The organism is Kitasatospora sp. NPDC048540 (genome assembly GCF_040651175.1).
GTDB lineage: Bacteria > Actinomycetota > Actinomycetes > Streptomycetales > Streptomycetaceae > Kitasatospora.
Window position 1 is genome coordinate 103,158 of record NZ_JBEZIR010000004.1, and the last position, 21,777, is coordinate 124,934.

The following is a 21,777-nucleotide window of genomic DNA, read 5'->3' on the forward strand; positions in this document are numbered from 1 at the left end:
TGCTGGACCCGGCCCCGAAAACGGCTACCGCCGGGGCCGGGTCCTCGCACTACCATCCGGTTCCATGACCACCCATCACGCCATACTCGAGGACGCGCTCACCCGGATCACCGCGGGCTACGTGTTCCCCGACCGCGCCGCCGAGGCCGACGCCGAGATCCGCCGCCGCCTCGCCGCCGGCGAGTACGAGGGACTCGCCGTCCCCGACCTGTGCACCGCCGTCACCGGCCACCTGCAGCAGGTCTGCCCCGACAAACACCTCCGGCTGGTGTGGCGCGAGGAGCCGCAGCCGCTGGAGGAGGACGAGGACGCGGACGCCGCCTTCTCGGCACTCTGCCGCTCCGAGAACCAGGGCGTGCGCCGGGTCGAGCGGCTGGACGGCAACATCGGCTACCTGGACCTGCGGCTGATCGCCACCCCGGCCGACGGCGCCGAGATGTTCGCGGCCGCGATGCGGCTGGTGGCCGGCACCGAGGCGCTCGTCATCGACCTGCGCCACAACCGCGGCGGCTCGCCGGAGGGCGTCGCCCTGTGGTGCAGCTACTTCTTCGCCGACGGCGAGGTGCACCTGAACGACGTCTACGAGCGGACCTCCGGGCGCACCCGGCAGTTCTGGACCTCCGGCCACCTTCCGGCGCCGCGCTACCTGGACCGGCCGGTGCGGGTGCTGACCAGTGCGAGCACCTTCTCCGGCGGCGAGGAGCTCGCCTACAACCTGAAGGTGCAGCAGCGGGCCACCCTGATCGGCGAGACCACCAGGGGCGGCGCACACCCCACCGAGTGGTACCCGCTCACCCCGCACGTCACCGTGACCGTGCCGACCTCCCGTTCGATCAACCCGGTCACCGGCACCAACTGGGAGGGCGTCGGTGTCGTTCCGGACGTGGCCGTCCCGGCGGAGCTGGCACTGGAGACGGCGCTGGAGGGGCTGGCGGGGGAGTTGGCCTGACGTTCAGTGGATGACAGACATTGAAATCTGTCATCTGTCATCTGTAATCTGCTATCTGTCATCCGACATCCGGCTCTTGGTGTCCGACGTCTGATGCCGGCCCGGCGGACACCCGTTCGGCGTCGCCGAAGCGGGCCAGCATCAGCACGCCCGCCACGGCGACCACGAATCCCGCCACCGCCGCCGGGACGGCTCCCGTCCGGGTGCGGTCCCCGAGCACCAGCACCCCGACGGCGGCCGGCCCGACGGTCTCGGTGATCACCATGGCCGCCGTCGCCGCGGTCACCGAGCCCTTCTCGACGGCCGCCGTCAGGGCCACGAACCCGCCGATCCCGCCGATCGCGACCGCGTACGCCGACGGCTCGGTGAACAGGCTCCCGACGTCGAGCGAGGGCAGCACCCGCACCGCGACCCCCACCAGTCCGAACTCCAGCCCGGCCACCAGCCCGAGCACGGTGGCCCGGGAGCCCGCCGGGAGGCGGCTCGCCGCCCAGGCCGCGCCCAGCAGGCCGACCGTCGCCACCAGCGTGACGACCCGCAGCGTCAGGTCGCCCTTCCCGCTGCCCTCGCGCCCGGCGGTGACGGCGAGCACGGCCAGTCCGGCGCAGACCGCGAGCACCGCCGTCCACTCGATCCGCCGCAGCCGGACCTGGAGGAGAGCTGCCGCGCCGACGGCCGTCACGGCCAGCGCGGAGGAGAGCATCGCCTCGACGACGTACAGCGGGAGCCGCTCCAAGGCGACCAGTTCCGCGACGAAGCTGAGCACGTCAAGCACCACACCCGCGAGGAACGGCCACTGCCGGACCGCGCCCACCAGCGCCGCGGCCCCGGCGCCGGAGGCGGCCGCATCCCGCCCACGGGCGGCCCGGCGGGTGCCGAGTGCCTCCAGCACCGTCGCCAGACCGGCGAGGAGTGCGGCGACCAGCGCCCAGATCACCCCGACTGACATGGTCCAGAGGCTATGGCCTGTGCGGCCGATCCCGGCGGACCAGCGTGGCCGCCGCGGCGGCTCGCGGTCCGGCCCGGCCCAGCGGCCCGGCCGGGCTCAGCGGTCGGCGGCGAGCCAGGCGACGGCGGACGGGACGTCCGCGACCGTCGGGACGCCGGCCGGCGGCTCGGGGCGGCGGACCACCACCACGGGCAGGCCCAGTTCACGGGCTGCGGTCAGCTTGGGCGCGGTGGCGGCGCCACCGCTGTCCTTGGTGACCAGGACGTCGATCCGGTGGGCGCGCAGGACGGCCCGTTCGCCGTCCAGGGTGAACGGGCCGCGGTCGAGCAGGATCTCGGTGTGCGGCGGCAGCGGCGGCTCGGGGGCGTCCACCGAGCGGGCCAGGAAGAAGAGACCGGTCAGATGGGCGAAGGCCGCCAGGCTCTGCCGGCCGGTGGTCAGCATGATCCGGCGCCCGAGCCCGGGCAGCGCGTCGGCGGCCTCGGCCGGTGACCCGACCGGGTGCCAGTGGTCCCCGGCCACCGGTTCGAAGCCCGGCCGGCGCAGCGCCAGCAGTGGCACCCCGGTCCGGGCGGCGGCCTCGGCCGCGTTGCGGCTGATCCCTTCGGCGAACGGGTGGGTGGCGTCGACCACCGCGTCCACCCGGTGCTCCCGCAGCCAGGCGGCCAGCCCGGCCGGGCCGCCGAAGCCGCCGATCCGTACCTCCCCGGCGGGCAGCCGCGGCTGCGCCACCCGGCCCGCCAGCGAACTCGTCACCCGCAGACCCGGGTCGGCTGTCCCTCGGGCCGCTGACCCGGCCGCCGACTCGGTCGCCGACCCGGCCACCAGCTCGGCCGCGAGCTGCCGGGCCTCGGTGGTCCCGCCGAGGATCAGGAGGTGGCGGGGCATCAGGCGCAGGGCTCGTGCTGACGTTCCCGCTCGGCCGAGTAGAGGTGGCTGTCCCGGAACTGCTCGGCGCCCAGCGTGCGCCCGACCAGGATGACGGCGGTCCGCAGCACCCCGGCCTCCTTCACCTGGCCGGCGATGTCGCCGAGGGTGCCGCGCAGCACCAGCTCGTCGGGGCGGCTGGCCATCGCCACCACGGCGGCCGGGCAGTCGGCGCCGTAGTGCGGCAGCAGCTCCTCGACCACGCTCTCCACGTACCGGGTCGCCAGGTGCAGCACCAGCAGGGCGCCGCTGCGGCCGAGGGTGGCCAGGTCCTCGCCCTCGGGCATCGGGGTGGCCTGCCGGGCGACCCTGGTGAGGATCACGGTCTGGCCGACCGTCGGGACCGTCAACTCCCGCTTCAGCGCAGCCGCCGCGGCCGCGAAGGCGGGTACCCCGGGCACCACCTCGTACGGGATGCCGGCCGCGTCCAGGCGGCGCATCTGCTCGGCCACCGCGCTGAACACCGAGGGGTCGCCGGAGTGCAGCCGGGCCACGTCCTGGCCGCGTCCGTGGGCCGCGGTCATCTCGGCGACGATCTGGTCCAGGTTGAGCTGCGCGGTGTCTACCAGCCGGGCGTCCGGCGGGCACTCGGCCAGCAGCTCGCGCGGCACCAGGCTGCCCGCGTACAGGCACACCCCGCAGGCCGCCAGGGTGCGCTGGCCGCGCACGGTGATCAGGTCGGCGGCGCCGGGGCCGGCCCCGATGAAGTAGACGGTCACTGCTGCTCTCCCTGCTCCGAAGCGTTCTCGTCCCCGGCCGGCGGCTTGACCACCGACCACTGGGTGACCGGCATCGCCTGCCGCCAGCCGGTGAAGCCGCCCACCGGCACCGCGTGTGCCACCGCGAGCCGCAGCAGCTCACCGCCGTGCCGCCGGTACCACTGGGTGAGCAGTGCCTCCGACTCCAGAGTCACGGTGTTGGCGACCAGCCGTCCGCCCGCCGGGAGCGCGGCCCAGCAGGCCTCCAGCAGCCCGGGTGCGGTCAGGCCGCCGCCGATGAACACGGCGTCCGGGGCGGGCAGGCCGGCCAGCGCGGCGGGCGCGGGCCCGGTCACCACCTGGAGGCGGGGCACGCCGAGGGCGGCGGCGTTACGGGTGATCCGTTCCGCCCGTGCCGGGTCGCGTTCCACGCTGACGGCGCGGCAGCTGCGGTGGGCGCGCAGCCACTCGATGCCGATCGAGCCGGAGCCGCCGCCGATGTCCCAGAGCAGTTCGCCGGGCGCGGGGGCGAGCGAGGCGAGGGTGGCCGCGCGGACGTGCCGCTTGGTCAGCTGGCCGTCGCTCTCGTACGCGGCGTCCGGCCGCCCGGGCACCAGCTGGGCGCGGAGCGTGCCGGGTTCGGCCGTGCAGTCGACGGCGATGACGTTGAGGGGGTCGCCGGGCGGGTGCGGCCAGTGCGCGGCGGTGCCCTCCAGCTGCCGTTCGGCGGGGGAGCCCAGCTGCTCCAGGACGCGCAGCCGGCTCGGCCCGTAGCCGCGTTCGGTGAGCAGCGCGGCGACCTGGGCGGGGGTCCGGGCCCCGGCGCTGAGCACCAGGACGGTGCGGCCGGGGTAGAGGGCGGCGGTGAGCGAGTCCAGTGGGCGGCCGACCAGGGTGACCACGTCGGTGTCCTCGACGGGCAGGCCGAGGCGGGCGCAGGCGTGGCTGACGGAGGAGGGGTGCGGCAGCACCCGCAGCGCGTCCGGTCCGGCGAGTTCGGCCAGGGTGCGGCCGATGCCGTAGAACATCGGGTCGCCGCTGGCGAGGACGGCCAGGCGGCGGCCGCGGTGGGCGGCCAGCAGCCCGGGGACGGCGGGGCGCAGCGGCGACGGCCAGGGGAGCCGTTCGGCGGTGATCCCGGCGGGCAGCAGGTCGAGTTGGCGCGGGCCGCCGATCACCACCTCGGCGTCCTCGAGCGCCCGCCGTGACCCTTCGGCCAGGCCCGGCCAGCCGTCGGCCCCGATCCCGACCACGGTGATCGCCGGGACCGGAACGGAAGCGCTGGTCGAAGCGCTGGCCAAGGGGGACTCCTCGCAGGTCGGACGGGCTGGCAGGCAGCCTACCGGGGCCCGCGGACCGGCGGGCCCGGGTACGGCGTGACGCTGCTCTCGCGGTGGACGGGGCGGGCGGCCGCCGGGGCCGGGCGGGCCGGTGGGCCGGCCCCGCGGCGGCCTCGCCGTCGCGGCGAACGGTGTTCCGTTGGTGATCCGTTGGTGGCCCGCAGGAAGCTTCGACCAGGCCGCCGAACAGGGCGGCCGGATCGCCGGCGGGCTGTCGTCCGGTCGGTGCGGATCGTGAGAGGAGCGGACGATGACGAAGCCGACGGGGATGTCCGGGCGGGTGGCGCGGGCAGGCGGCGGGGTGTCGAGGGACTCGATCTGGACCTGACCGTGCCTCGGCGCCGCGCAGGGGACGGGGGTCTCGGCGCGGCGCCCGGCGGGGTCTGCCCGACGGTGGGGCCGGCCGACGGTCGCGCCGTCCGATGGTCAGGCCGGCAGCCCGGAACGGGCGGCCGGAGCGGTCTGCCCGACGGCGGTCTGCCCGACGGCGGCGTGTCCGCGGGCGGTGAGCGCGGCGGCGGCCACCCCGTCGAGCTGCGCCCGGACGGCGTCCGCCTGCCAGGCGGCGGCCCGCTCGGCGAGCACCTCGACCACGGCGCGGGCCTCCAGGACCGCCGCCTCGGCCTCCGCCGTGCGGGCCAGCCGGGTGAGTGCCAGGGCGAGCCGCGCGAGGGCCATGCCTTCGCAGAACCGGTCACCGATGTAGCGGGCGAGCATCACGGACTCCTGGAACGGGGCGACGGCTTCGGCGTCGCGGCCGAGTCCGCTCAGCGCGGCGCCCTTGGTGACCAGGGTGTTGGCGTCGCCGGGGAGTTCGTTGAACTCCCGGCCGGCCCGCAGGGCCCGCTCGCTGTAGGCCAGCGCGTCGGCGTAGCGGCCCAGTTCCAACTCGATCAGGGCCAGGTTGGCCAGCACCGTGACCTCGCGCTTGCGCAGCTCCGGCGGCCCGACGAAGGCCAGTGCCTGGAGGAAGGCCGCACGGGCCTCCTCGCGCTGTCCGGTGCGGCGGTACACCAGGCCGATGGTGCAGGTGCTGGACATCTGGCCCGGGACGTCACCGGTCTCCTGGCGGATCCGCAGGGCGGCCCGGAGCAGGTGCAGCGCCTCCGACCAGCGTTCCAGTTGCATGAACGCCGCGCCCCGGGCGGTCAGTACGGTGGACTCGCCGGCCGGATCCCCGGCGGCGCGGGCGCCGGCCAGTCCTGCCTCGGTGATGTCCAGCCAGTCCTGCCAGCGGCCCATCAGGTTGAGGTACGCCCAGGCGAAGCCGGGCAGCAGCCAGCAGGTCCGGTGGAAGCCGTGCTCGGTGGCGGCGGCGGTGGCGCGGACCAGGTTGGTGCGTTCGGTCTCGCACCAGTGCACGGCGTCCTGGAAGTGCCGGAAGCCGTGCGGGCGGTGGCCGGGTTGCGGGACCGGTAGCTCGGGCCGGGCGGCGCCGGGGAACAGGACGGCGTCCGCCTCGACCAGGCTGTCCAGGTACCAGCCGGTGACCCGGCCGACGGCGGCCCGGCGGCGCCCGGTGGGCTCCTCGGCGGCGGCGCGCTCCGCGGCGAAGTCCCGGAGCAGGTCGTGCAGCCGGTAGCGCTCCGGTGCGACGCTCTCCAGCAGGCAGGCGTCGACGAGTTGCTCCAGCGCGTCCTCGACCCGCTCCGCGGGGTGGTCCAGCAGGGCGGCGGCCGCGCGCAGGCTGATCTCCGGGCCGGGCGCCAGTCCGAGCAGCCGGAAGGCCAGCGCCGGGTGGATCTCCTCCGGGCCTTGCGGGGAGGCGAGTTGGGCGTAGCTCATCTGGAAGGTGGCGCGGACGGCGAGGTCCTCGACCCGCAGCTCGTCCAGCCGGCGGGTGTGGTCGGCGAGCCGGTCGGCGAGGGTGGACACGTTCCACGAGGTCCGGCCGGCGAGGCGGGCGGCGGCGATCCGCAGGGCCAGCGGCAGCCCGGCGCAGTGGGCCACCACCCGGGCGGTGGCGGCGGGTTCGGCGGCGGTCCGGTCGTGGCCCGCGAGGGCGGCGAACAGTTCGTGCGCCTCCGTGTCGGCCAAGGTGGACAGCCCGAGGTGGACGGCACCGGCCAGCCCGCCGAGCCGGCGCCGCGAGGTGACCAGCACCGCGCAGCCCGCGGAGCCCGGCAGCAGTGGTCTGACCTGGGCGGCGTCGCGGGCGTTGTCGAGGACGACCAGCACCCGGCGGTCGGCGAGCAGGCTGCGGTAGCGGGCGGCCCTGGAGTCCTCGGAGGCGGGGATCCGGTCCTCGGGTTCGCCGAGGTCGCGCAGCAGGCAGGCGAGGATGTCGCTCGGCGTGGCGGGGGTGGCCTGCACCCCGCGCAGGTCCATGTACAGCTGGCCGTCGGGGAAGCAGGCGGCGGCCCGGTGGGCGCTGTGCACGGCCAGGGTGGTCTTGCCGAGCCCGCCGGCGCCGCTGACGGCGACCACCCCGAGCGGGCCGCCGCCAGGTGCCGGGGTCAGCAGGTCGAGGAGTTGCCGTACCTGGCCCTGTCGGCCGGTGAAGTCGGCTATGTCGCGGGGGAGTTGGGAAGGTGGCCGGTAGGGTGTGGGGCCCGGCGCAGGGGTCGGGGCCGCGGCGGGGTGGGTCAGGATCTCGTGGTACGCGGCCTGCGCCTCGGCGCCGGGCTCGACGCCCAGCTCCTCCACCAGCCGGCGGCGCAGCCGGTGGTAGACGGCCAGTGCCTCGCTCTGCCGCCCGCAGCGGTGCAGGGCGAGCATCAGCTGCCGCTGGAAGCTCTCCAGCAGGGGGTGCTCGGCGGCCGGCCCGGCCAGTTCGGGGAGCAGGGCGGCGTGCCCGCCGGCCCGCAGCTCGGCCTCGAACCGCCACTCCAGTGCCTGCAGCCGGCCCTGCCGCCAGCGTTCCACCGTGGGGCGGGCGGCGGTGTCGGCCTGCTCGGCCAGCACCACCCCGGTCAGCGGCTCGCCGCGCCACAGCGCGAGCGCCGCCCTGGCCCGTTCGCCGACGGCGGGCCAGTCGTCGCCGCGCCGGGCCGCGTCGGCCGCCCGCAGCAGGTCGGTGAAGCGGGTGCCGTCCAGTTCCTCGGCGCCGACCTCGATCAGGTAGCCCGGTGGGGCGGCGCGCAGCCGGAGGCCTCCTGCGGGTCCGAGGGCGCGGCGCAGCCGGGTCACGTGGTTGTGCACCGAGGAGGTGGCGCTGGCGGGGGGCCGTTCGCCCCACAGGGCGGCCTTGATCCGGTCCAGCGACACGGTGCGGTTGGCGTCGAGCAGCAGGACCGTCAGCAGGGCGAGGTTCTTCGGTGCGCCGAGCGCCAGCGCTCGGCCGGTGTCGTCGTGCGCGGTCACCGGGCCGAGCAGACCGAACCGCATCCCACGTCCCTCCCGCACCCCGGCTCCCGATCCGGGCCATGGTAGCCGCGACCCGGGCCCGGCCGGCGGCCAGGCCCGGTCGGTGGTCAGGCGGTCAGGCCCGGCCGGTGGTCAGGGCCGGCCGGTGGCAGGGGGCCGTGCCGACTGCAGGGCCGCTTCGGCCTCGGCCAGGACGTCGCCCGCCGTGGCGACCTGGGATCCGGTGAGCCGGGCGGCCGCGGCGCGGGCCACGTCGAAGGCGGCCGAGGCCTCGTCCGGCTGCCCGAGCCCGAGCAGGGCGATGGTCAGGTAGGCGTGGCCGACGGCCTCGGTGAACGGGACGCCGATGGTGGCGCCGCTGTCGATGGCGGACCTGAGCGCGGGCACCGCCAGCCCGGGGTTGCCCATCCGCAGGTGGGTTACGCCGAGGGAGGTGTAGGTCTCGGAGTTGGCCGCGGGCTCGCCGAGTTCCTCGCTGAGCCGCACCGATTCGCCGAGGCAGCGCAGCGCCTCGGGGTAGTGGCCGAGTTCCAGTTCGGCGCCGCCGAGGTTGGTGAGCACCATCTTCTCGTGGTTCCGGGTGTCCGGGGAGCCGGCGAGTTCCAGCGCCTGCAGGAAGTACTCCCTGGCCTCCGCGTTCCGTTTCTGGATCCGCATCAGGATGCCGAGGTTGTTGGTGGTGGCCATCTGGCCGGCCACGTCGCCGTCGGCCCGCCGGATCGCCAGCGCCGCCCTGAAGTTCTCCTGCGCCGGGGGCCACTCCCCGACCTGGACGTAGGCCGCGCCCCTGATGGTGAGCATCAGCGACTCGGCGGCGCTGTCGCCCGCGCTGCGGGCGGCGGCCAGGCCGGCCGTGCTGGTGGTCAGCCAGTCCTGCAGATGGCTGCGGTGGGTGAGGTAGGACCAGCCGTGGCCGGGGATCCGCCAGGCGATGTGGTGGAACCCGTGCCGTGCGGCGGCCTCGGTGGCGCCGACCAGGTTGACCCTTTCGGCGTCGCACCAGTGCAGCGCGTCCGGTACCCCGGCGAAGCCGTGCGGCCGGTACCCGGGGTCCTCGGGCAGGCGCTCCGGCCGTCTGAGGGTGGGGAAGATGACGGCGTCGGCCTCGACGAGGCTGTCGAGGTACCAGCGCACGATCCGGCCGACGGCGTCCCGGCCGGCGTCCGCGCCCTCCTCGGCCTCGGCCCGCTCGGCGGCGAAGTCCCGGAGCAGGTCGTGCAGGCGGTAGCGGTCCGGGCCGGTGCTGTCGAGCAGGCTGACGTCGACCAGGTGCTCCAGCACCTGCTCGGTGCGGTCGAGCGGTTGGCCCAGCAGGGCCGCGGCGGCGCGCAGGCCGATGTCCACGCCCGGCGCCAGCCCGAGCAGCCGGAACGCCCGGGCGGGCCCGGGACCGTCCGGGCCGTCGGGGGCCCGCAGTTGCGCGTAGCTCATCAGGAAGCTGGCCCGGACGGCGAGGTCCTCGACCCGCAGTTCGTCCAGCCGGCGGCTGTGGTCGGCGAGCCGGTCGGCGAGCGTCGCCACCTGCCAGGAGGGGCGTCCGGCCAGGCGGGCGGCGGCGATCCGCAGGGCGAGCGGGAGGCCCGCACAGTGGCGCACCACCTCGGCGGTGGCCTCCGGTTCGGCTGCTGCCCGCTCGGGACCGGCGATGGCGGCGAAGAGCTCGTGGGCGTCCCGGTCGCCGAGCGTGGACAGGTCCAGGTGGACGGCGCCCGCGAGGCCGGGCAGTCTGCGCCGGGCGGTCACCAGGGCCGCACAGCCCGCGGAGCCCGGCAGCAGCGGGGCGACCTGGGCGGTGTCGCGGGCGTTGTCCAGCACGACCAGGACCCGGAGGTCGGCCAGCAGGCTGCGGTAGCGGGCGGCGCGGGCCTCCTCGGTCGCCGGGATGTCGTGCTCGGGTGTGCCCAGCTCCCGCAGGAAGCCGGCCAGCACCTCGCCGGGGTCGGCGGGGGAGTGGTGGACGCCGCGGAGGTCGACGTACAGCTGCCCGTCCGGGAAGCCGTCGGCGATCCGGTGCGCGGCGCGGACGGCGAGCGTGGTCTTTCCGACACCTCCAGGTCCGCTGACGGCCGCCACCCGCAGCACGCCGGGGCCCGGTGGCTCGGTGGGGGCGAGCAGCGCGGACAGCCGGTCCAGCTGGTCGCTGCGGCCGGTGAAGTCGAGGATGTCCCTCGGGAGTTGGGCAGGTGCGCCGGGTCCTGGGGCGGGCGCCGGATCGTCCTCGGGCGGGGCGAGGATCTCCCGGTGGGCGGCCCGGGCGTCCACGCCGGGCTCGACGCCGAGCTCCGTCACCAGCCGCTTGCGCAGCTGCTGGAACACCGCGAGCGCCTCGGCCTGCCGTCCGGAGCGGTGCAGTGCGAGCATCAGCTGCCGGTGGAAGCCCTCCCGCAGCGGGTGCTCGGCGGCCAGCGCGGTCAGCTCCGCGACCAGGGCGCCGTGCTCGCCGTCGCGCAGTTCGGCCTCCAGCCGCCACTCCAGCACCTGGAGCCGTGACTGCCGCCACTGTTCCAGCTCCGGTTCCACCTGCGCCGCCGCGTGCTCGGCGAGCTGGACGCCGGTCAGCGGATCGCCGCGCCACAGTGCGAGGGCGGCGCGGGAGCGTCTGCCGACGGCGGCCCAGTCGCCCCGGCGGCGGGCGGCGTCCGCCGCCCGGACCAGGCCGGTGAAGACCAGCGCGTCGACCTCCTGCTCGTCGGCCTCGATCCGGTAGCCCCGCTGGTCGGCGCGCAGCCGGGCCGCGCCCTCGTCGCCGAGGGCGCGGCGCAGCCGGGTCACGTGGTTGTGGACCGAGGCGGTCGCGCTCGCGGGCGGGTGATCGCCCCAGAGCGCGGACTTCACGGTGTCCAGCGACACCGCGTGGTTGGCCCGCAGCAGCAGTACGGCCAGCAGGGCGCGGTTCTTCGGTGCGCCGAGCGGGAGTTCGCGCCCGGCCGGGTCGTGCACCGTGAGCGCCCCGAGCAGGCCGAACCGCATCCCGTGTCCCCCGTTCCCCGCGCGGCCGGGTCCGGCCCGCCGCCGATCATCTCCGGCGACATGCTAGAGCCCTGCCCGCCGGTGGACCGACCCGGTGGCCGTCCGCCGCTCAGGCCTGCCAGTGCGGCTTGCCGCTGACCATCCGGCAGTAGATCATCCGGCCGCCGGCGTCGTGGGTGGAGCGGCCGAGGTCGGCGTCGCGGCAGAACTGGCCGGCCTGGTAGCAGTTGCCCGCGTTGGAGACGATCTCGCAGCCGGCCGGGGCGGGTTCACTGGTGCGGGGCGGTTCGGCGGTCCTGGTGGTGGTCTTCGGCGCGGGGGCGGTGGTCTTCGGTGCCGCGGGCTTGGTGGTGGTGACGGCGGCCGGGGGCGCGGGCGCCGGGACGTTCGCCGCGGCGGCCTCGGTGACGGTCGGTGTCGGGCTCGGCGTGGGGCTCGGAGTCGGGCTCGGCGTCGGCGTCGGGTCCGGGGTGGCGCTGGTGACGGCCGCGGCCGGGGCGGCGGCGCTGGTGGAGACGGCGGGCGCGGGGGCGCCGCCGGTGTCCGAGGGGTCGCAGCCGGTCAGGGCGAAGGCGGCGGCCAGGGCCAGGGCGGCGAGGCCGGCGAGCTGCCGGTGGCGGCTGCGGGTGGACGAGGGCATGGCGGTGGAAGGCTCCGTTCCGGCGGGGGTGGGCAGGCCGGTGAGTCAACCAGAGCGCGGCCGCGCTGTTCACCTTTCGAGCACGTAACTCCCATATGTCGCCAAGCCGTTGAAGAAACGTGATCGGACGGTCACGGTCGGTAGGGGAGCTGCGGTACGTCGTAACAGGCGGTGGCCGGGAAGTCGACCTGGCCCACCCAGCCGCCCCGTCCGTCGAACGCGGTGTCCTGCCAGCGGGCGGCGTTCAGGCAGGCGAGGGTGGGTCCGCTGGGCCGGGGCTGCGGCGTGAAGTCGGCGGGGATCAGCAGGCCGTGGGCGTCGTACGGCTCGCGGCGGTTCATGAACCGCCCGACGCAGGCCCGGGTCAGCTCGGTGCCGCAGGAGTCCATCGCGTCGGTCAGCCATAGGGCCGCCGCCCAGCCCTCCAGCTCCCAGGCGGAGAGCTGTCCCGCGCGCTCCGGGTAGTAGCGCGCCATGGCCGCCCGGAACGCGGCGACGGCCGGCTGCGCGGTGTCCTCGTAGTTGCGGGAGGACGAGGTGGCCCACAGGTCGTTGCGGCAGGAGGGGGAGTCCCGGTAGTCGGTGCGCACCGTCTCGGACCAGTTCTGCACGTTGGTGACCTTGGCGGTCAGCCGGACCCCGGCCGCGTCGAGCGCCTGGCAGAGGGCGGCGTTGCCGCGGCTGTCCATGGCGTCGAAGAGCAGCTCGCTGCCGTCGGCCTTCATCGCGGCGGCGACCGTCTGGAAACCGGGCAGCGCGAGGTCCACGCTCTGGCTGAGCACCCGGTACCCCTCCGCCCGCAGGCCCTCCTCCAACTGCCGGGCGTAGCGCGCCGAGTCGGCCTGGTTGTACGAGACCACGGCCGCGCTGCGGGCGCCGAGCCGCTCCTTGAAGAAGCGGTAGACCTCGGTGCTCTGGTACAGGACACCGTCCCAGCCGACCGAGCGGCCGTCCCGGGGCGCCGCGGAGCCGTAGATGCTGTACAGGTGCGGCCAGCGGTCGTAGGCGGTGGTGATCGGCTGCCCGCCGACGTCGGGCACCTGGTGGGCGTCGACGTACGGCGCCCCGGCGTAGTCCAGCACGCTGCCCGCGACCAGGGCGAACACGTGCTCCTGGTCGATCAGCCGGTGCGCGCAGTCCCGGTTGCCGAGGCCGCTGCCGCCGTCGTCGCAGGTCACCACCCGGACGGTGCGGCCGTGCAGGCCGCCCTGGTCGGCCTGGGCGCGGAAGAAGGCGAGCGCGCCGTAGCGCGGACCGGCCAGCGCCTCCCCGCCCACCGGGCTGGTCAGCGAGGTGATGATGCCGACCGTGATCTCGCGGGCGCTCACCCCGGTGTCGGTGGCCAGATCGGGTGCGCCGCCGGTGGAGCCGAACGCGCTGCGCGGCAGCCGGCTGCCGCAGGCCGTGGCCGGCGCGAGCAGCAGCAGCAGTGCGAGGGCGGCGGCCGCCGGGCGCCGCCCGGCCGCCGCCGCCCGCCGTCGCCGGCTCAGCTGCACCCGGGCACCGCGGAGGCGCTCCCGGCCAGGGTCACCAGTCCGCACAGGGTCGAGGTGGAGACCTTCCAGGTGCCGTCCACCAGGACGGCCTGGCCGGTGGCGTCCTGCTGCACCACCTGGTCCTGCAGCGAGAGCGTGTAGGTCACGGTGGCGGAGGAGGGCGAGGTGAAGGCCACGTTGGTGACCTTGGCCTTCACCTGGCCGACCCGCGGGTCCGAGGCGAAGCCCTGGAGCACCGGGACCAGTTGCTCGCCGTTCTCCAGCAGGGCGGACTTGTCGGCGAGCGAGGTGGCCGGGTCGAAGAACTTCTCCCAGTTGGTGGTCACCTGGGTGGTGGAGCCGGCGACGTCGGCGGGGGCGCTGCCGGTCGCCGAGGGCGACGGGGACAGCTCGATCGACACCGAGGCCGACGGCCCGGAGACCGAGATCGACACGGACGGGGCGGCGGAGGCGCTGCTGCCGCTCCCGCTGCTACTGCTGCTGCACCCGGCCGCCAGCGCGACGGCCAGCGCCGCGCCGGTCAGCCGGAGGGCGGCGGCCCGGTGCGGCCGGGCCCGGTGCGCCCGGGTGTCCGGGGGGAGCTGCCGACCGGCTCCGGCTGCCGGCCGGTGGTCACTGTGGCTGGTGCGCATGGGCTCTCTCACCGCGTCTTCCCGACCTGGTCCCGGTCGCTCGGTTGGCTGCCCGGCCGGTCGGGCCGGGCGCGGCGCAACAGGCCGCACGGGCCACTATGAGGGACGATCACCGGACAAACCATCATGCACCACCCAGAAGCCCCATGTCGGATAGAGTTCCACCCACGGAAGGTGCCATGCCCCGCCCGTACCTGCGGACCGCCGCCCGCGCCCTGCGCGAGCACCCGGGCTGGCCGGTGCTGGTCGCCGGGCTGCTGCTCTGCCTGCTCGGCTGGTACGGCGTGTCCGGCGAGTCCCTCACCGCCCGCCAGCTGCCCTACCTCGCCTCCGCCACCGCCCCCGGCACCGCCCTGGTCGCGGCCGGCGCCCTGCTGCTCGGCAACCGGGCCCCCGGCCCCCGGGACCGGCCGGCCGACTCCCGGATCGACCAGCTGTACGCGCTGCTCACCGACGGGACCGACCCCCGCCCCGACACCGCCCCCGCCCCGGCGGGCCCGCCGCTGGCCGTCCCCGAGGGCACCCTGTACCACCGCCCCGACTGCGCGCTGGTGACCGGCAAACCGCAGGCCGTCCCGGTGGACGCGGCGACCGTCCGCGAACGCGCCCTCACCCCCTGCCCGGTCTGCGACCCCGGACCGCCGCCCGCCGCGGGCGGCTGACGCCGTGCCGGACACCCTCTCGCTCGGCGTCGACCTGCTGCTGGCCGGTCTCGCGGTCGGCAGCGCGGCCGCCCTCAGCGGCGTCGGACTGATCGTCACGTACGGCCACCGGCGTGCTCAACCTCGCCCAGGGCGCCCAGGCGATGCTGATCGCCTACCTGCTGCGCGAACTGGTGGTGGTCCGGCACTGGCCGCTCGCCCTCGCCGCGCCCTGCTGCCTGCTGCTGGCCGCGCCCGCCCTCGGCGTCCTGCTGGAGGTGGCCGTCTTCCGGCCCCTGCAACGCCGCGGCGCCGGCGCCGCCGAGACCCTGGTCGCCTCCGTCGGCGTCTTCGTGCTGCTGATCGGCCTCGCCGTCCTGGTCTGGGGCACCACCCCGTTCGGCGACGCACCCGCCCTCGCCCCGGCCACCGTCCTCGCCCGTCCCGGCGGCCACCCGCTGCGCCTGGACACCCTGGTCCAGCTCGCCGGGGTGCTGCTGCTCACCGCGGCGGTCGGCCTGGTCAACCGCCGCACGGCCGTCGGCGTACGGATGCGCGCGGTGGTCGACGACCGCACGCTGGCCGGCCTGACCGGCATCGACGCCGACCGGGTCGCCGCCGGCGGCTGGGCGTTCGGCTCCTTCACCGCCGGGCTGGTCGGCGTCCTGCTCGCCCCCGACCTGCTGCTCGACCCGTACGGGCTGCCGCTGCTGGTGCTGGAGACCATGGCGGTGGCCGTCGCCGCGCGGCTGCGCAGCCTGCCGGTCGCCGTCGCCACCGGACTCGCGCTCGGCGTGGTGCAGAGCGAACTCACCCGCTGGCACCCGCCCGGACAGCTGCTGCCGCTCGCCCAAGCCCTGCAGGCCAACCTGTTCGTGGTGGCGCTGCTGGCCGCCGCCCTGCTGCCGTGGCGCACCGCGCTCGCCGACGACCGCGGACTCGCCCCGCGGCCCGGCCGCAGCACCCCCGGCGGCATCCGGGCCGCCTGCGCCGTTCTGCTGCTGCTGCCGCTCTGGTTCCGCGCCGACGACCTGCGTGACGCGCTCGCGGTGCCCGCGCTCGCCCTGGTCCTGCTCTCCACCGTGGTGGTGACCGGCTACGGCGGCCAGGTCTCGCTCGGCCAGGCCGGGTACGCCGGGCTCGGCGGCCTCGGCACCGCCCTGCTGATCTCCGGTCAGGTCCCCGGCCTCCCCGCCCTCCCGCCGCTGCCCGCCCTGCTGCTGGCCGTCGCCGCGGCCGTACCGCTGGGCCTGCTGCTCGGCCGGCCCGCGATCCGCCGCCGCGGCCTCGCCCTCGCCCTGACCACGCTGGCCGTCGGGACCGCCCTCAGCCGGCTGGTGTTCGACCAGCCGTACGCCACCGACGGACTGGACCTCGGCGGCGCCCAACTGCCAGGCGGCGACCGGACCCTGTACGCGCTGGAACTGCTGCTGCTGGCCGCGGCCCTGCTGCTGGTCCGCAACCTGCACCGGGGACGGCTCGGCCGGGCGCTCACCGCACTGCGCGACCACCAGGACGCCGCCTCGGCCGCCGGGGTCGACGTCCCCCGCCTCAAACTGCTGCTCTTCATGACCGGCGCCGGGCTCGCCGCCCTCGGCGGCGCCCTGACCACCCTGGCCGGCCAGTCCTTCGACCCGAACGCCTACGACCCGGTGCGCGGACTGCTCTGGTTCGCCGCCGCGGTGGTCGCCGGGGTGGACAGCGCCACCGGGGCGGTCGTCGCCGCCGCGGCCCTGACCGTGCTGGACACCCTGTTCGGCCAGGGCGTCTCCGCCGTGGTGGTCGGCGCCGGCGCGGTGGCGGTCGGCCGGCTCCCCGGCGGCCTGGCCGGGCTCGCCCGGGCCCGCGGCCCCGCCGCGGGCCGCCCGGTGCTCAGCCCGCTCGGGGAACGCCTGCGCGCCGGGCCGGCCGGACGGGGCGGGCGGGGCGGGCGGGGCGGCGGATGAGCGCGGGCCTCGCCGCGTACGGACTGGTCCGGCGGTTCGGCGGCGCCCGGGCCGTCGACGGCGTCGACCTGACCGTGCCGCCCGGCCGGATCACCGCCCTGGTCGGCCCGAACGGCGCCGGCAAGAGCACCCTCTTCGACTGCCTCAGCGGCCGGGCCAGACCCGACGCCGGCCGCGTCCTGCTCGACGGCCGGGACGTCACCCGAAGCCCCGACCACGCCCGGGCCAGGCTCGGCCTGGCCCGGACCTTCCAGCAGCCCGCCGTCTTCCCCGGCCTGACGGTCGGCGAGAACGTCCGGATCGGCGCCGAGCAGCACACCGCCGGCACCGCCCGCGGACTGCTCGGCCTGCCCCCGCACGGCCGCGCCGACGCCCGCGCCGCCACCACCCGCGCCCTGCGGCTGTTCGGCCTCGACACCGTCCGCGACCTGCCCGCCGCCGCCCTGCCCGCGGGCGCGCTGCGGCTGCTGGAACTCGCCCGCGCCCTCGCCGCCGAACCCCGCGTGCTGCTCCTGGACGAGCCGACCGCCGGCCTGGACACCACCCGGACCCGCCACCTCGCCGTGGTGCTGCGGGCACTGGCCGCCGACGGACTGGCCGTCCTGCTGGTCGAGCACGACCCCGAACTCGTGGCCGGCCTCGCCCACACCGCCTACGTCCTCGCGGCCGGCCGCATGGTGCTCAGCGGCCCCGCCCGCGCGGTCCTCGCCGACCCCGCGGTCACCGCACTGTGGGGCGCCGGATGAGCGCCGGGGCCGAACTGCGCGGCGTCCGGGCCCGGTACGGGCTGCTGGAGGCGCTGCACGGCATCGACCTGGCCTGCCCGCAAGGGCGGATCACCGTCCTGCTCGGCCGCAACGGCGCCGGGCGCAGCACCGCCCTGCACACCCTGGCCGGCTCGCTGCGCCCGACGGCCGGCCGGGTACGGCTTCGCGGGGTGGACGTCACCGGGCTGGACGCCCACCGGCGGGCCCGGCTCGGGACCGCCCTGGTCCCGGCGGAGCGGGCCGTCTTCGACTCACTCACGGTGGCCGAACACCTGGCCCTCGGCGGCCCGGCCCCGGTCGACCACTGGTTCCCGGAACTGGCGCCGCTCGCCCACCGCCGGGCCGGCGCCCTCTCCGGCGGCCAGCGGCAACTGGTCGCCCTCGCCCGGGCGCTGGCCGCCCGCCCGGCGGTCCTGCTGCTCGACGAACCGGCCCGCGGCCTCGCCCCCGCGGTGGTCGACCGCCTGCACCGCCTGCTGCTCGGCCTGGCCGCCGACGGCCGCACCGTGGTCCTCGCCGAACAGTCCCTGCCCCCCGCCTTCGACCGCCCCGGCACCTTCGTCCACGTGCTGCGCCGCGGCCGGATCACCTTCAGCGGCGAACCCCCCGAACTGCGGACCTCCGCCGCGGACCACGGCTGACGGCGTGCAGGGCGGGCCGGAGCCTCCCGATTCCGGCTGGTGTGCGGACGTACGCATGGGTAACGTTGATGATGTGGATGAATTTGCCACATCATCAACGGAGGTGCCACGGTGAGCATGACCAACATCGATGTTGACGACAAGATCCTCGCGGAGGCCATGCGCTTGATGGGGACGAGCACGAAGAAGGACACGATCAACGGCGCCCTGGCCGACTACGTGCAGCGGCTGAAGCGGCTGGAGGCGCTGGAGAAGCTGTCCCGGCGTGCCGCCCTCGGAGAGTTCGAGCCGACCCTGAGGGCCTACACAGCCCGCAAGCGGGCCGGGGAGGATCGCGGATGATCGACAGTTTTCTGATCGACACCTCGGGATTCGTGCACCTGATGCAGGACGCGGACGTCCGCAGGCGCTGGCTCGGGCCCATCGAATCGGGGCTGGTGAGGATCAGCAAGCCGACCAGGGTCGAGCTCCTGTACTCGGCGACGGGCCCGGCGCACCGGGACGAGCTGGAGAACGACCTGTTCGACCTGTTCGGTCCGGCGGTCGGCGTTCCGAAGGACGCCTGGGACTGGGTGGACACCGCGCAGTACAAGCTCACGCAGAAGGGCCAGCACCGTTCCGCCGGGGTCGTCGACCTCCTGGTGGCAGCGGCAGCGGTCCACCACGACCTCACCGTGCTGCACGTGGACGGCGACTTCGCGACCGTCGCGCGGGTGCTCCCCGAGCTGCGGGAGCGCGATGTCCGTGACCGGCTGACCTGACCTGACCTGACCGGCCTGGCCGGTCACCCGGCGTCGGTGGGTGGGGGGCCGCCGAGGTGGCGGTGGCGGTGGGCGCGGGTGCGCAGGCGGCCGGGGTGGGGCTGCGCGGCGAGGTCGGTGAGGGCGGCGGCGACGGCCGCGCCGACGCGGGCGCAGAAGGCCGCGGGCTCCTCGGCGGCGTCCGGGAGTTCGGCGATCACCTGGTCCACCAGGCCCGCCGCGGCGAGGTCGGCGGCGCCGATGCCCTGGGCGCGGGCCAGTTCGGCGGCGTGGTCGCCGTCGCGGTGCACGATCGCCGAGGCGCCCTCGGGCGGGAGCGGGGCGAGCCAGGCGTGTTCGGCGGCGAGCACCCGGTCGGCCGGCAGCAGGGCGAGCGCCCCGCCGCCGGAGCCCTGCCCGAGCAGCACCGCCAGCACCGGGGTGGCCAGCCCGACCAGGGTGGCCAGGCACTGGGCGATCTCGACGGCGATGCCGTCCAGCTCGGCCCGGGCGGACAGTTCCGCGCCCGCAGTGTCCACCAGCGTCACCAGCGGCAGCCCGAGCTGCTCGGCCATCCGGGCCGAGCGGCGCACCAACCGCAGCTCGGCCGCCGTGAACGGCCGCGGGGCGTCGCCGTCCTGACGCTGCTGACCGACCACCACGGCCGGCCGGCCGCCGAACCTGGCCAGTGCCCGTACCAGCGCGCCTTCGCCGGCCAGCGTCAGCACCCCCTGCCCGGCGTGGTCCAGCAGCTGCCGGGCGCCCGGCCGGTCGGTGCGCCGGGTACGGCGGACGGCGTCCCACGGGTCCGGCGGCGAGGGCCGCGGCGCGGGCGCCGGTGGCGCGGGCTCGGTGGTGGGCGTCCCGGCCAGGACGTCCAGGGCCAGCCGCAGCACCTCGCGCAGCCGCTCCTGCGGCACCACCGCGTCCAGCAGTCCGCGCGCGGCGAGCGTCTCGGCGAGCTGGACGTCCGGCGGCAGCGGTTCGCCGCGCAGCTGTTCGTAGACCCGGGGGCCGAGGAATCCGAGCCGGGCGCCCGGTTCGGCCAGCACCAGGTGGCCGAGTGTGCCCCAGGAGGCGAACACCCCGCCCATGGTGGGGTTGCGCAGGTAGGTCAGGTACGGCAGCCCGGCGGCCTGGTGGGCCTGGACGGCGGCCGTCACCCGGACCATGCAGAGGAACGCGGCGGCGCCCTCCTGCATCCGGGTGCCGCCGGAGACCGGCAGTGCGACCAGCGGGAGCCGCTCGGCGGTGGCCCGCTCCACGGCGAGGGTGATCCGCTCGGCGGTGGCGACCCCGATCGATCCGCCCAGGAAGGCGAACTCCGAGGCGATCAGCGCCACCGGCCGGCCGGCCAGCAGCGCCCGCCCGGTGGTGACTGCCTCGTCGAGGCCGCTGCGCTCCCGGGCGCGGGCCAGCGCGGCCCGGTAGCCGGGGTCCGCGGGCCGGGCGTCGAGCGGCCGGTCCCAGCGGACGAAACTGCCGGGGTCCACGATCCGGCCGATCAGCTGATGTGCCGTCACCACGCCTCCTTGCCAGGCCTGTCTTTGTCTTCGCCCTCCCAACCCTAGGGTCGCCGGGCCCGCGGGTGGCTGTGACGCCGGTCGCACCGCGCTCGGGCGGGCGGCGCCGGCCGGGTGGTCGGGCGTGGGGCCGCCGGGGCGGCCGTCGCCCGCGGGGTGGAGGTGGTGTGCCGGGGTGTGTGCGGTTCGGCACCGGGGTGGGCCGATGGCCACGAATTGGTAAAACCCTCGGGCCGGGCAGGGGGCGATGTGGACGGCTCGCCGGGGGCTATCTAAGGTATGCCTCAGCTAACTGGACGACCGGGGGGTCGCGCATCTGCCCGGTCGTCCTTTTTGCTGCCCTGTACCTGTCATCTTTCTGTACACCCTCGCCCGTGGAGCTCACATGTCCGCCCGTCGCCGTTCCGCCGCAGCCACACTGCTCTCCATCGCCGTGGTCGGAGCCGCTCTGGCCGGCTGCTCCAAGAAGGACGACGCCTCCTCGGCGGACGCCGTCCAGGTGAACGCCTCCGATACGGCCTGCGAGGTGTCGAAGACCACCTTCGCGGGTGGCCAGGTCAAGCTGGCCGTCCAGAACAAGGGCAGCAAGGCCACCGAGGTCTACGTCTACGCCGCCGGCGACAAGATCGTCACCGAGCGCGAGAACATCGGCCCCGGCACCAAGGTGGAGATCTCCGCCGAGATCAAGCCCGGCAGCTACGAGATCGCCTGCAAGCCCGGCATGACCGGTGACGGCATCCGCCAGAAGATCACCGTGACCGGCGACAGCGGCCAGGCCAAGGCCGACACCCGCCTGCAGGACGCCGTGGCCGCGTACCACAAGTACGCCCAGGAGCAGGCCGACGCGACCATCCCGGTGGTGACGCAGTTCGCCGAGGCGATCAAGGCCGGCGACATCGAGAAGGCCAGGTCGCTGTTCGCCCCCTCCCGGGTCGGCTGGGAGCGCACCGAGCCGGTCGCCGAGAGCTTCGGCGACGTCGACCCGAAGACCGACACCCGTGAGGACGGCCTGGAGCCGGGCCAGGACTGGACCGGCTGGCACAAGCTGGAGAAGTCCCTCTGGGCCGACAACGCGATCACCGACGCCGACAAGAAGCTCGCCGACCAGCTGGTCGCCGACCTGACCGACTGGCAGAAGAAGATCCCGCAGGCCGAGATCACCGCCACCAGCATGGCCAACGGCGCCAAGGAGCTGCTGGACGAGGTCGCCACCGGCAAGGTCACCGGTGAGGAGGACCGCTACAGCCACACCGACCTGTCCGACTTCGCGGCCAACGTCGAGGGCGCGAAGAAGGCGTACGACCTGCTGAAGCCGGTCGCCGCCGAGAAGGACGCCGAGCTGGCCAAGACCCTGGACGGTGAGTTCGCCGCGATCCAGACCCTGCTCGCCAAGTACAAGCAGGGTGACGTCTACACCTCGTACGACAAGGTCACCGAGGCCGAGCGGAAGACCTTCGCCGACTCGGTGAACGCGCTGGCCGAGCCGCTGTCCAAGCTCGCCGCCGCCGTCGTCGTCAGCTGATCCGCGCCACCATCGCCACCCCTGCCGTGGCGGCCGACACGGCCGTCACGGCAGCCGTGTCCCCGCCGAACCCCACGAAGGACCCCTGGT

General features: G+C 75.8%; 18 protein-coding genes. 8 read left to right on the plus strand and 10 right to left on the minus strand.

Translation table 11 applies throughout. The annotated features are described in order from the left end of the window. Positions 1 to 64: 64 nt before the first annotated feature. Entirely contained in the window at positions 65 to 949 is an 885-nt protein-coding gene (locus tag AB0D08_RS03845) for a S41 family peptidase (protein WP_033822634.1), read from the plus strand. A 58-nt stretch (positions 950 to 1,007) separates the two neighbouring features. On the opposite strand, the gene AB0D08_RS03850 is transcribed toward AB0D08_RS03845, so the two are convergent. From AB0D08_RS03850 to AB0D08_RS03890, 9 genes are all read right to left on the minus strand, one after another. Continuing rightward, on the minus strand, positions 1,008 to 1,898 hold the full coding sequence (locus tag AB0D08_RS03850; RefSeq protein WP_033822635.1) for a hypothetical protein: 891 nt from the start codon (positions 1,896 to 1,898) through the stop codon (positions 1,008 to 1,010). Between the two features lie 96 nt (positions 1,899 to 1,994). After that, positions 1,995 to 2,786 (minus strand): cobalt-precorrin-6A reductase, encoded by a 792-nt coding sequence (locus tag AB0D08_RS03855; RefSeq protein ID WP_033822636.1) that lies wholly within the window; start codon positions 2,784 to 2,786, stop codon positions 1,995 to 1,997. Continuing rightward, positions 2,786 to 3,544 carry a precorrin-4 C(11)-methyltransferase gene (gene cobM, locus AB0D08_RS03860; protein WP_359886120.1) on the minus strand — a complete coding sequence of 253 codons (759 nt, stop codon included), beginning with the start codon at positions 3,542 to 3,544 and terminating at the stop codon, positions 2,786 to 2,788. The genes AB0D08_RS03855 and cobM overlap by 1 nt, the downstream gene beginning before the upstream one ends. Beyond that, on the minus strand, positions 3,541 to 4,824 hold the full coding sequence (gene cbiE / locus AB0D08_RS03865; RefSeq protein WP_359886121.1) for a precorrin-6y C5,15-methyltransferase (decarboxylating) subunit CbiE: 1,284 nt from the start codon (positions 4,822 to 4,824) through the stop codon (positions 3,541 to 3,543). The genes cobM and cbiE overlap by 4 nt, the downstream gene beginning before the upstream one ends. Positions 4,825 to 5,289: 465 nt before the next feature. Further along, complete coding sequence (locus AB0D08_RS03870; RefSeq protein WP_359886122.1) at positions 5,290 to 8,190, minus strand: BTAD domain-containing putative transcriptional regulator; 2,901 nt, start codon at positions 8,188 to 8,190, stop codon at positions 5,290 to 5,292. A 111-nt stretch (positions 8,191 to 8,301) separates the two neighbouring features. Continuing rightward, positions 8,302 to 11,139, minus strand: a complete 2,838-nt coding sequence (locus AB0D08_RS03875; protein WP_359886123.1) for a BTAD domain-containing putative transcriptional regulator — start codon at positions 11,137 to 11,139, stop codon at positions 8,302 to 8,304. A 109-nt stretch (positions 11,140 to 11,248) separates the two neighbouring features. Continuing rightward, positions 11,249 to 11,779: a hypothetical protein gene (locus AB0D08_RS03880; protein ID WP_359886124.1), complete on the minus strand. Its 531-nt coding sequence runs from the start codon at positions 11,777 to 11,779 to the stop codon at positions 11,249 to 11,251. 131 nt (positions 11,780 to 11,910) lie between these two features. Beyond that, on the minus strand, positions 11,911 to 13,269 hold the full coding sequence (locus AB0D08_RS03885; protein ID WP_359886147.1) for an ABC transporter substrate-binding protein: 1,359 nt from the start codon (positions 13,267 to 13,269) through the stop codon (positions 11,911 to 11,913). After that, entirely contained in the window at positions 13,266 to 13,907 is a 642-nt protein-coding gene (locus AB0D08_RS03890) for a hypothetical protein (protein ID WP_359886125.1), read from the minus strand. The genes AB0D08_RS03885 and AB0D08_RS03890 overlap by 4 nt, the downstream gene beginning before the upstream one ends. Before the next feature lie 179 nt (positions 13,908 to 14,086). Here AB0D08_RS03890 and AB0D08_RS03895 point away from each other — a divergent pair, with 179 nt between their 5' ends. The 6 genes from AB0D08_RS03895 (at position 14,087) to AB0D08_RS03920 (ending at position 18,663) form a co-directional block, all read left to right on the plus strand. Next, positions 14,087 to 14,569, plus strand: coding sequence for a hypothetical protein (locus tag AB0D08_RS03895; protein ID WP_359886126.1), 483 nt, complete (start codon positions 14,087 to 14,089; stop codon positions 14,567 to 14,569). A gap of 113 nt (positions 14,570 to 14,682) precedes the next feature. Beyond that, positions 14,683 to 16,494 carry an ABC transporter permease gene (locus AB0D08_RS03900; protein WP_359886127.1) on the plus strand — a complete coding sequence of 604 codons (1,812 nt, stop codon included), beginning with the start codon at positions 14,683 to 14,685 and terminating at the stop codon, positions 16,492 to 16,494. Beyond that, positions 16,491 to 17,240, plus strand: a complete 750-nt coding sequence (locus AB0D08_RS03905) for an ATP-binding cassette domain-containing protein (RefSeq protein ID WP_359886128.1) — start codon at positions 16,491 to 16,493, stop codon at positions 17,238 to 17,240. The genes AB0D08_RS03900 and AB0D08_RS03905 overlap by 4 nt, the downstream gene beginning before the upstream one ends. Then, entirely contained in the window at positions 17,237 to 17,902 is a 666-nt protein-coding gene (locus AB0D08_RS03910; protein WP_359886129.1) for an ATP-binding cassette domain-containing protein, read from the plus strand. The genes AB0D08_RS03905 and AB0D08_RS03910 overlap by 4 nt, the downstream gene beginning before the upstream one ends. Positions 17,903 to 18,013: 111 nt before the next feature. Next, on the plus strand, positions 18,014 to 18,244 hold the full coding sequence (locus tag AB0D08_RS03915) for a type II toxin-antitoxin system VapB family antitoxin (protein ID WP_033821301.1): 231 nt from the start codon (positions 18,014 to 18,016) through the stop codon (positions 18,242 to 18,244). Beyond that, entirely contained in the window at positions 18,244 to 18,663 is a 420-nt protein-coding gene (locus AB0D08_RS03920; RefSeq protein ID WP_033821311.1) for a PIN domain-containing protein, read from the plus strand. The genes AB0D08_RS03915 and AB0D08_RS03920 overlap by 1 nt, the downstream gene beginning before the upstream one ends. A gap of 23 nt (positions 18,664 to 18,686) precedes the next feature. Here the strand turns inward: AB0D08_RS03920 and AB0D08_RS03925 are convergent, their stop codons facing one another. Then, positions 18,687 to 20,165, minus strand: coding sequence for a carboxyl transferase domain-containing protein (locus tag AB0D08_RS03925; protein ID WP_359886130.1), 1,479 nt, complete (start codon positions 20,163 to 20,165; stop codon positions 18,687 to 18,689). A gap of 385 nt (positions 20,166 to 20,550) precedes the next feature. Here AB0D08_RS03925 and efeO point away from each other — a divergent pair, with 385 nt between their 5' ends. Continuing rightward, on the plus strand, positions 20,551 to 21,687 hold the full coding sequence (gene efeO, locus AB0D08_RS03930) for an iron uptake system protein EfeO (protein WP_033821303.1): 1,137 nt from the start codon (positions 20,551 to 20,553) through the stop codon (positions 21,685 to 21,687). Positions 21,688 to 21,777: the final 90 nt, after the last annotated feature.

Coding starts and splice junctions, on each gene's coding strand:
- efeO (WP_033821303.1), top strand. CDS start 20,551: ATGTCCGCCCGTCGCCGTTCCGCCGCAGCCACACTGCTCTCCATCGCC.
- AB0D08_RS03895 (WP_359886126.1), top strand. CDS start 14,087: ATGCCCCGCCCGTACCTGCGGACCGCCGCCCGCGCCCTGCGCGAGCAC.
- AB0D08_RS03870 (WP_359886122.1), bottom strand. CDS start 8,190: ATGCGGTTCGGTCTGCTCGGCCCGGTGACCGCGCACGACGACACCGGC.
- AB0D08_RS03890 (WP_359886125.1), bottom strand. CDS start 13,907: ATGCGCACCAGCCACAGTGACCACCGGCCGGCAGCCGGAGCCGGTCGG.
- AB0D08_RS03910 (WP_359886129.1), top strand. CDS start 17,237: ATGAGCGCCGGGGCCGAACTGCGCGGCGTCCGGGCCCGGTACGGGCTG.
- AB0D08_RS03880 (WP_359886124.1), bottom strand. CDS start 11,779: ATGCCCTCGTCCACCCGCAGCCGCCACCGGCAGCTCGCCGGCCTCGCC.
- AB0D08_RS03850 (WP_033822635.1), bottom strand. CDS start 1,898: ATGTCAGTCGGGGTGATCTGGGCGCTGGTCGCCGCACTCCTCGCCGGT.
- AB0D08_RS03905 (WP_359886128.1), top strand. CDS start 16,491: ATGAGCGCGGGCCTCGCCGCGTACGGACTGGTCCGGCGGTTCGGCGGC.
- AB0D08_RS03845 (WP_033822634.1), top strand. CDS start 65: ATGACCACCCATCACGCCATACTCGAGGACGCGCTCACCCGGATCACC.
- AB0D08_RS03855 (WP_033822636.1), bottom strand. CDS start 2,786: ATGCCCCGCCACCTCCTGATCCTCGGCGGGACCACCGAGGCCCGGCAG.
- AB0D08_RS03875 (WP_359886123.1), bottom strand. CDS start 11,139: ATGCGGTTCGGCCTGCTCGGGGCGCTCACGGTGCACGACCCGGCCGGG.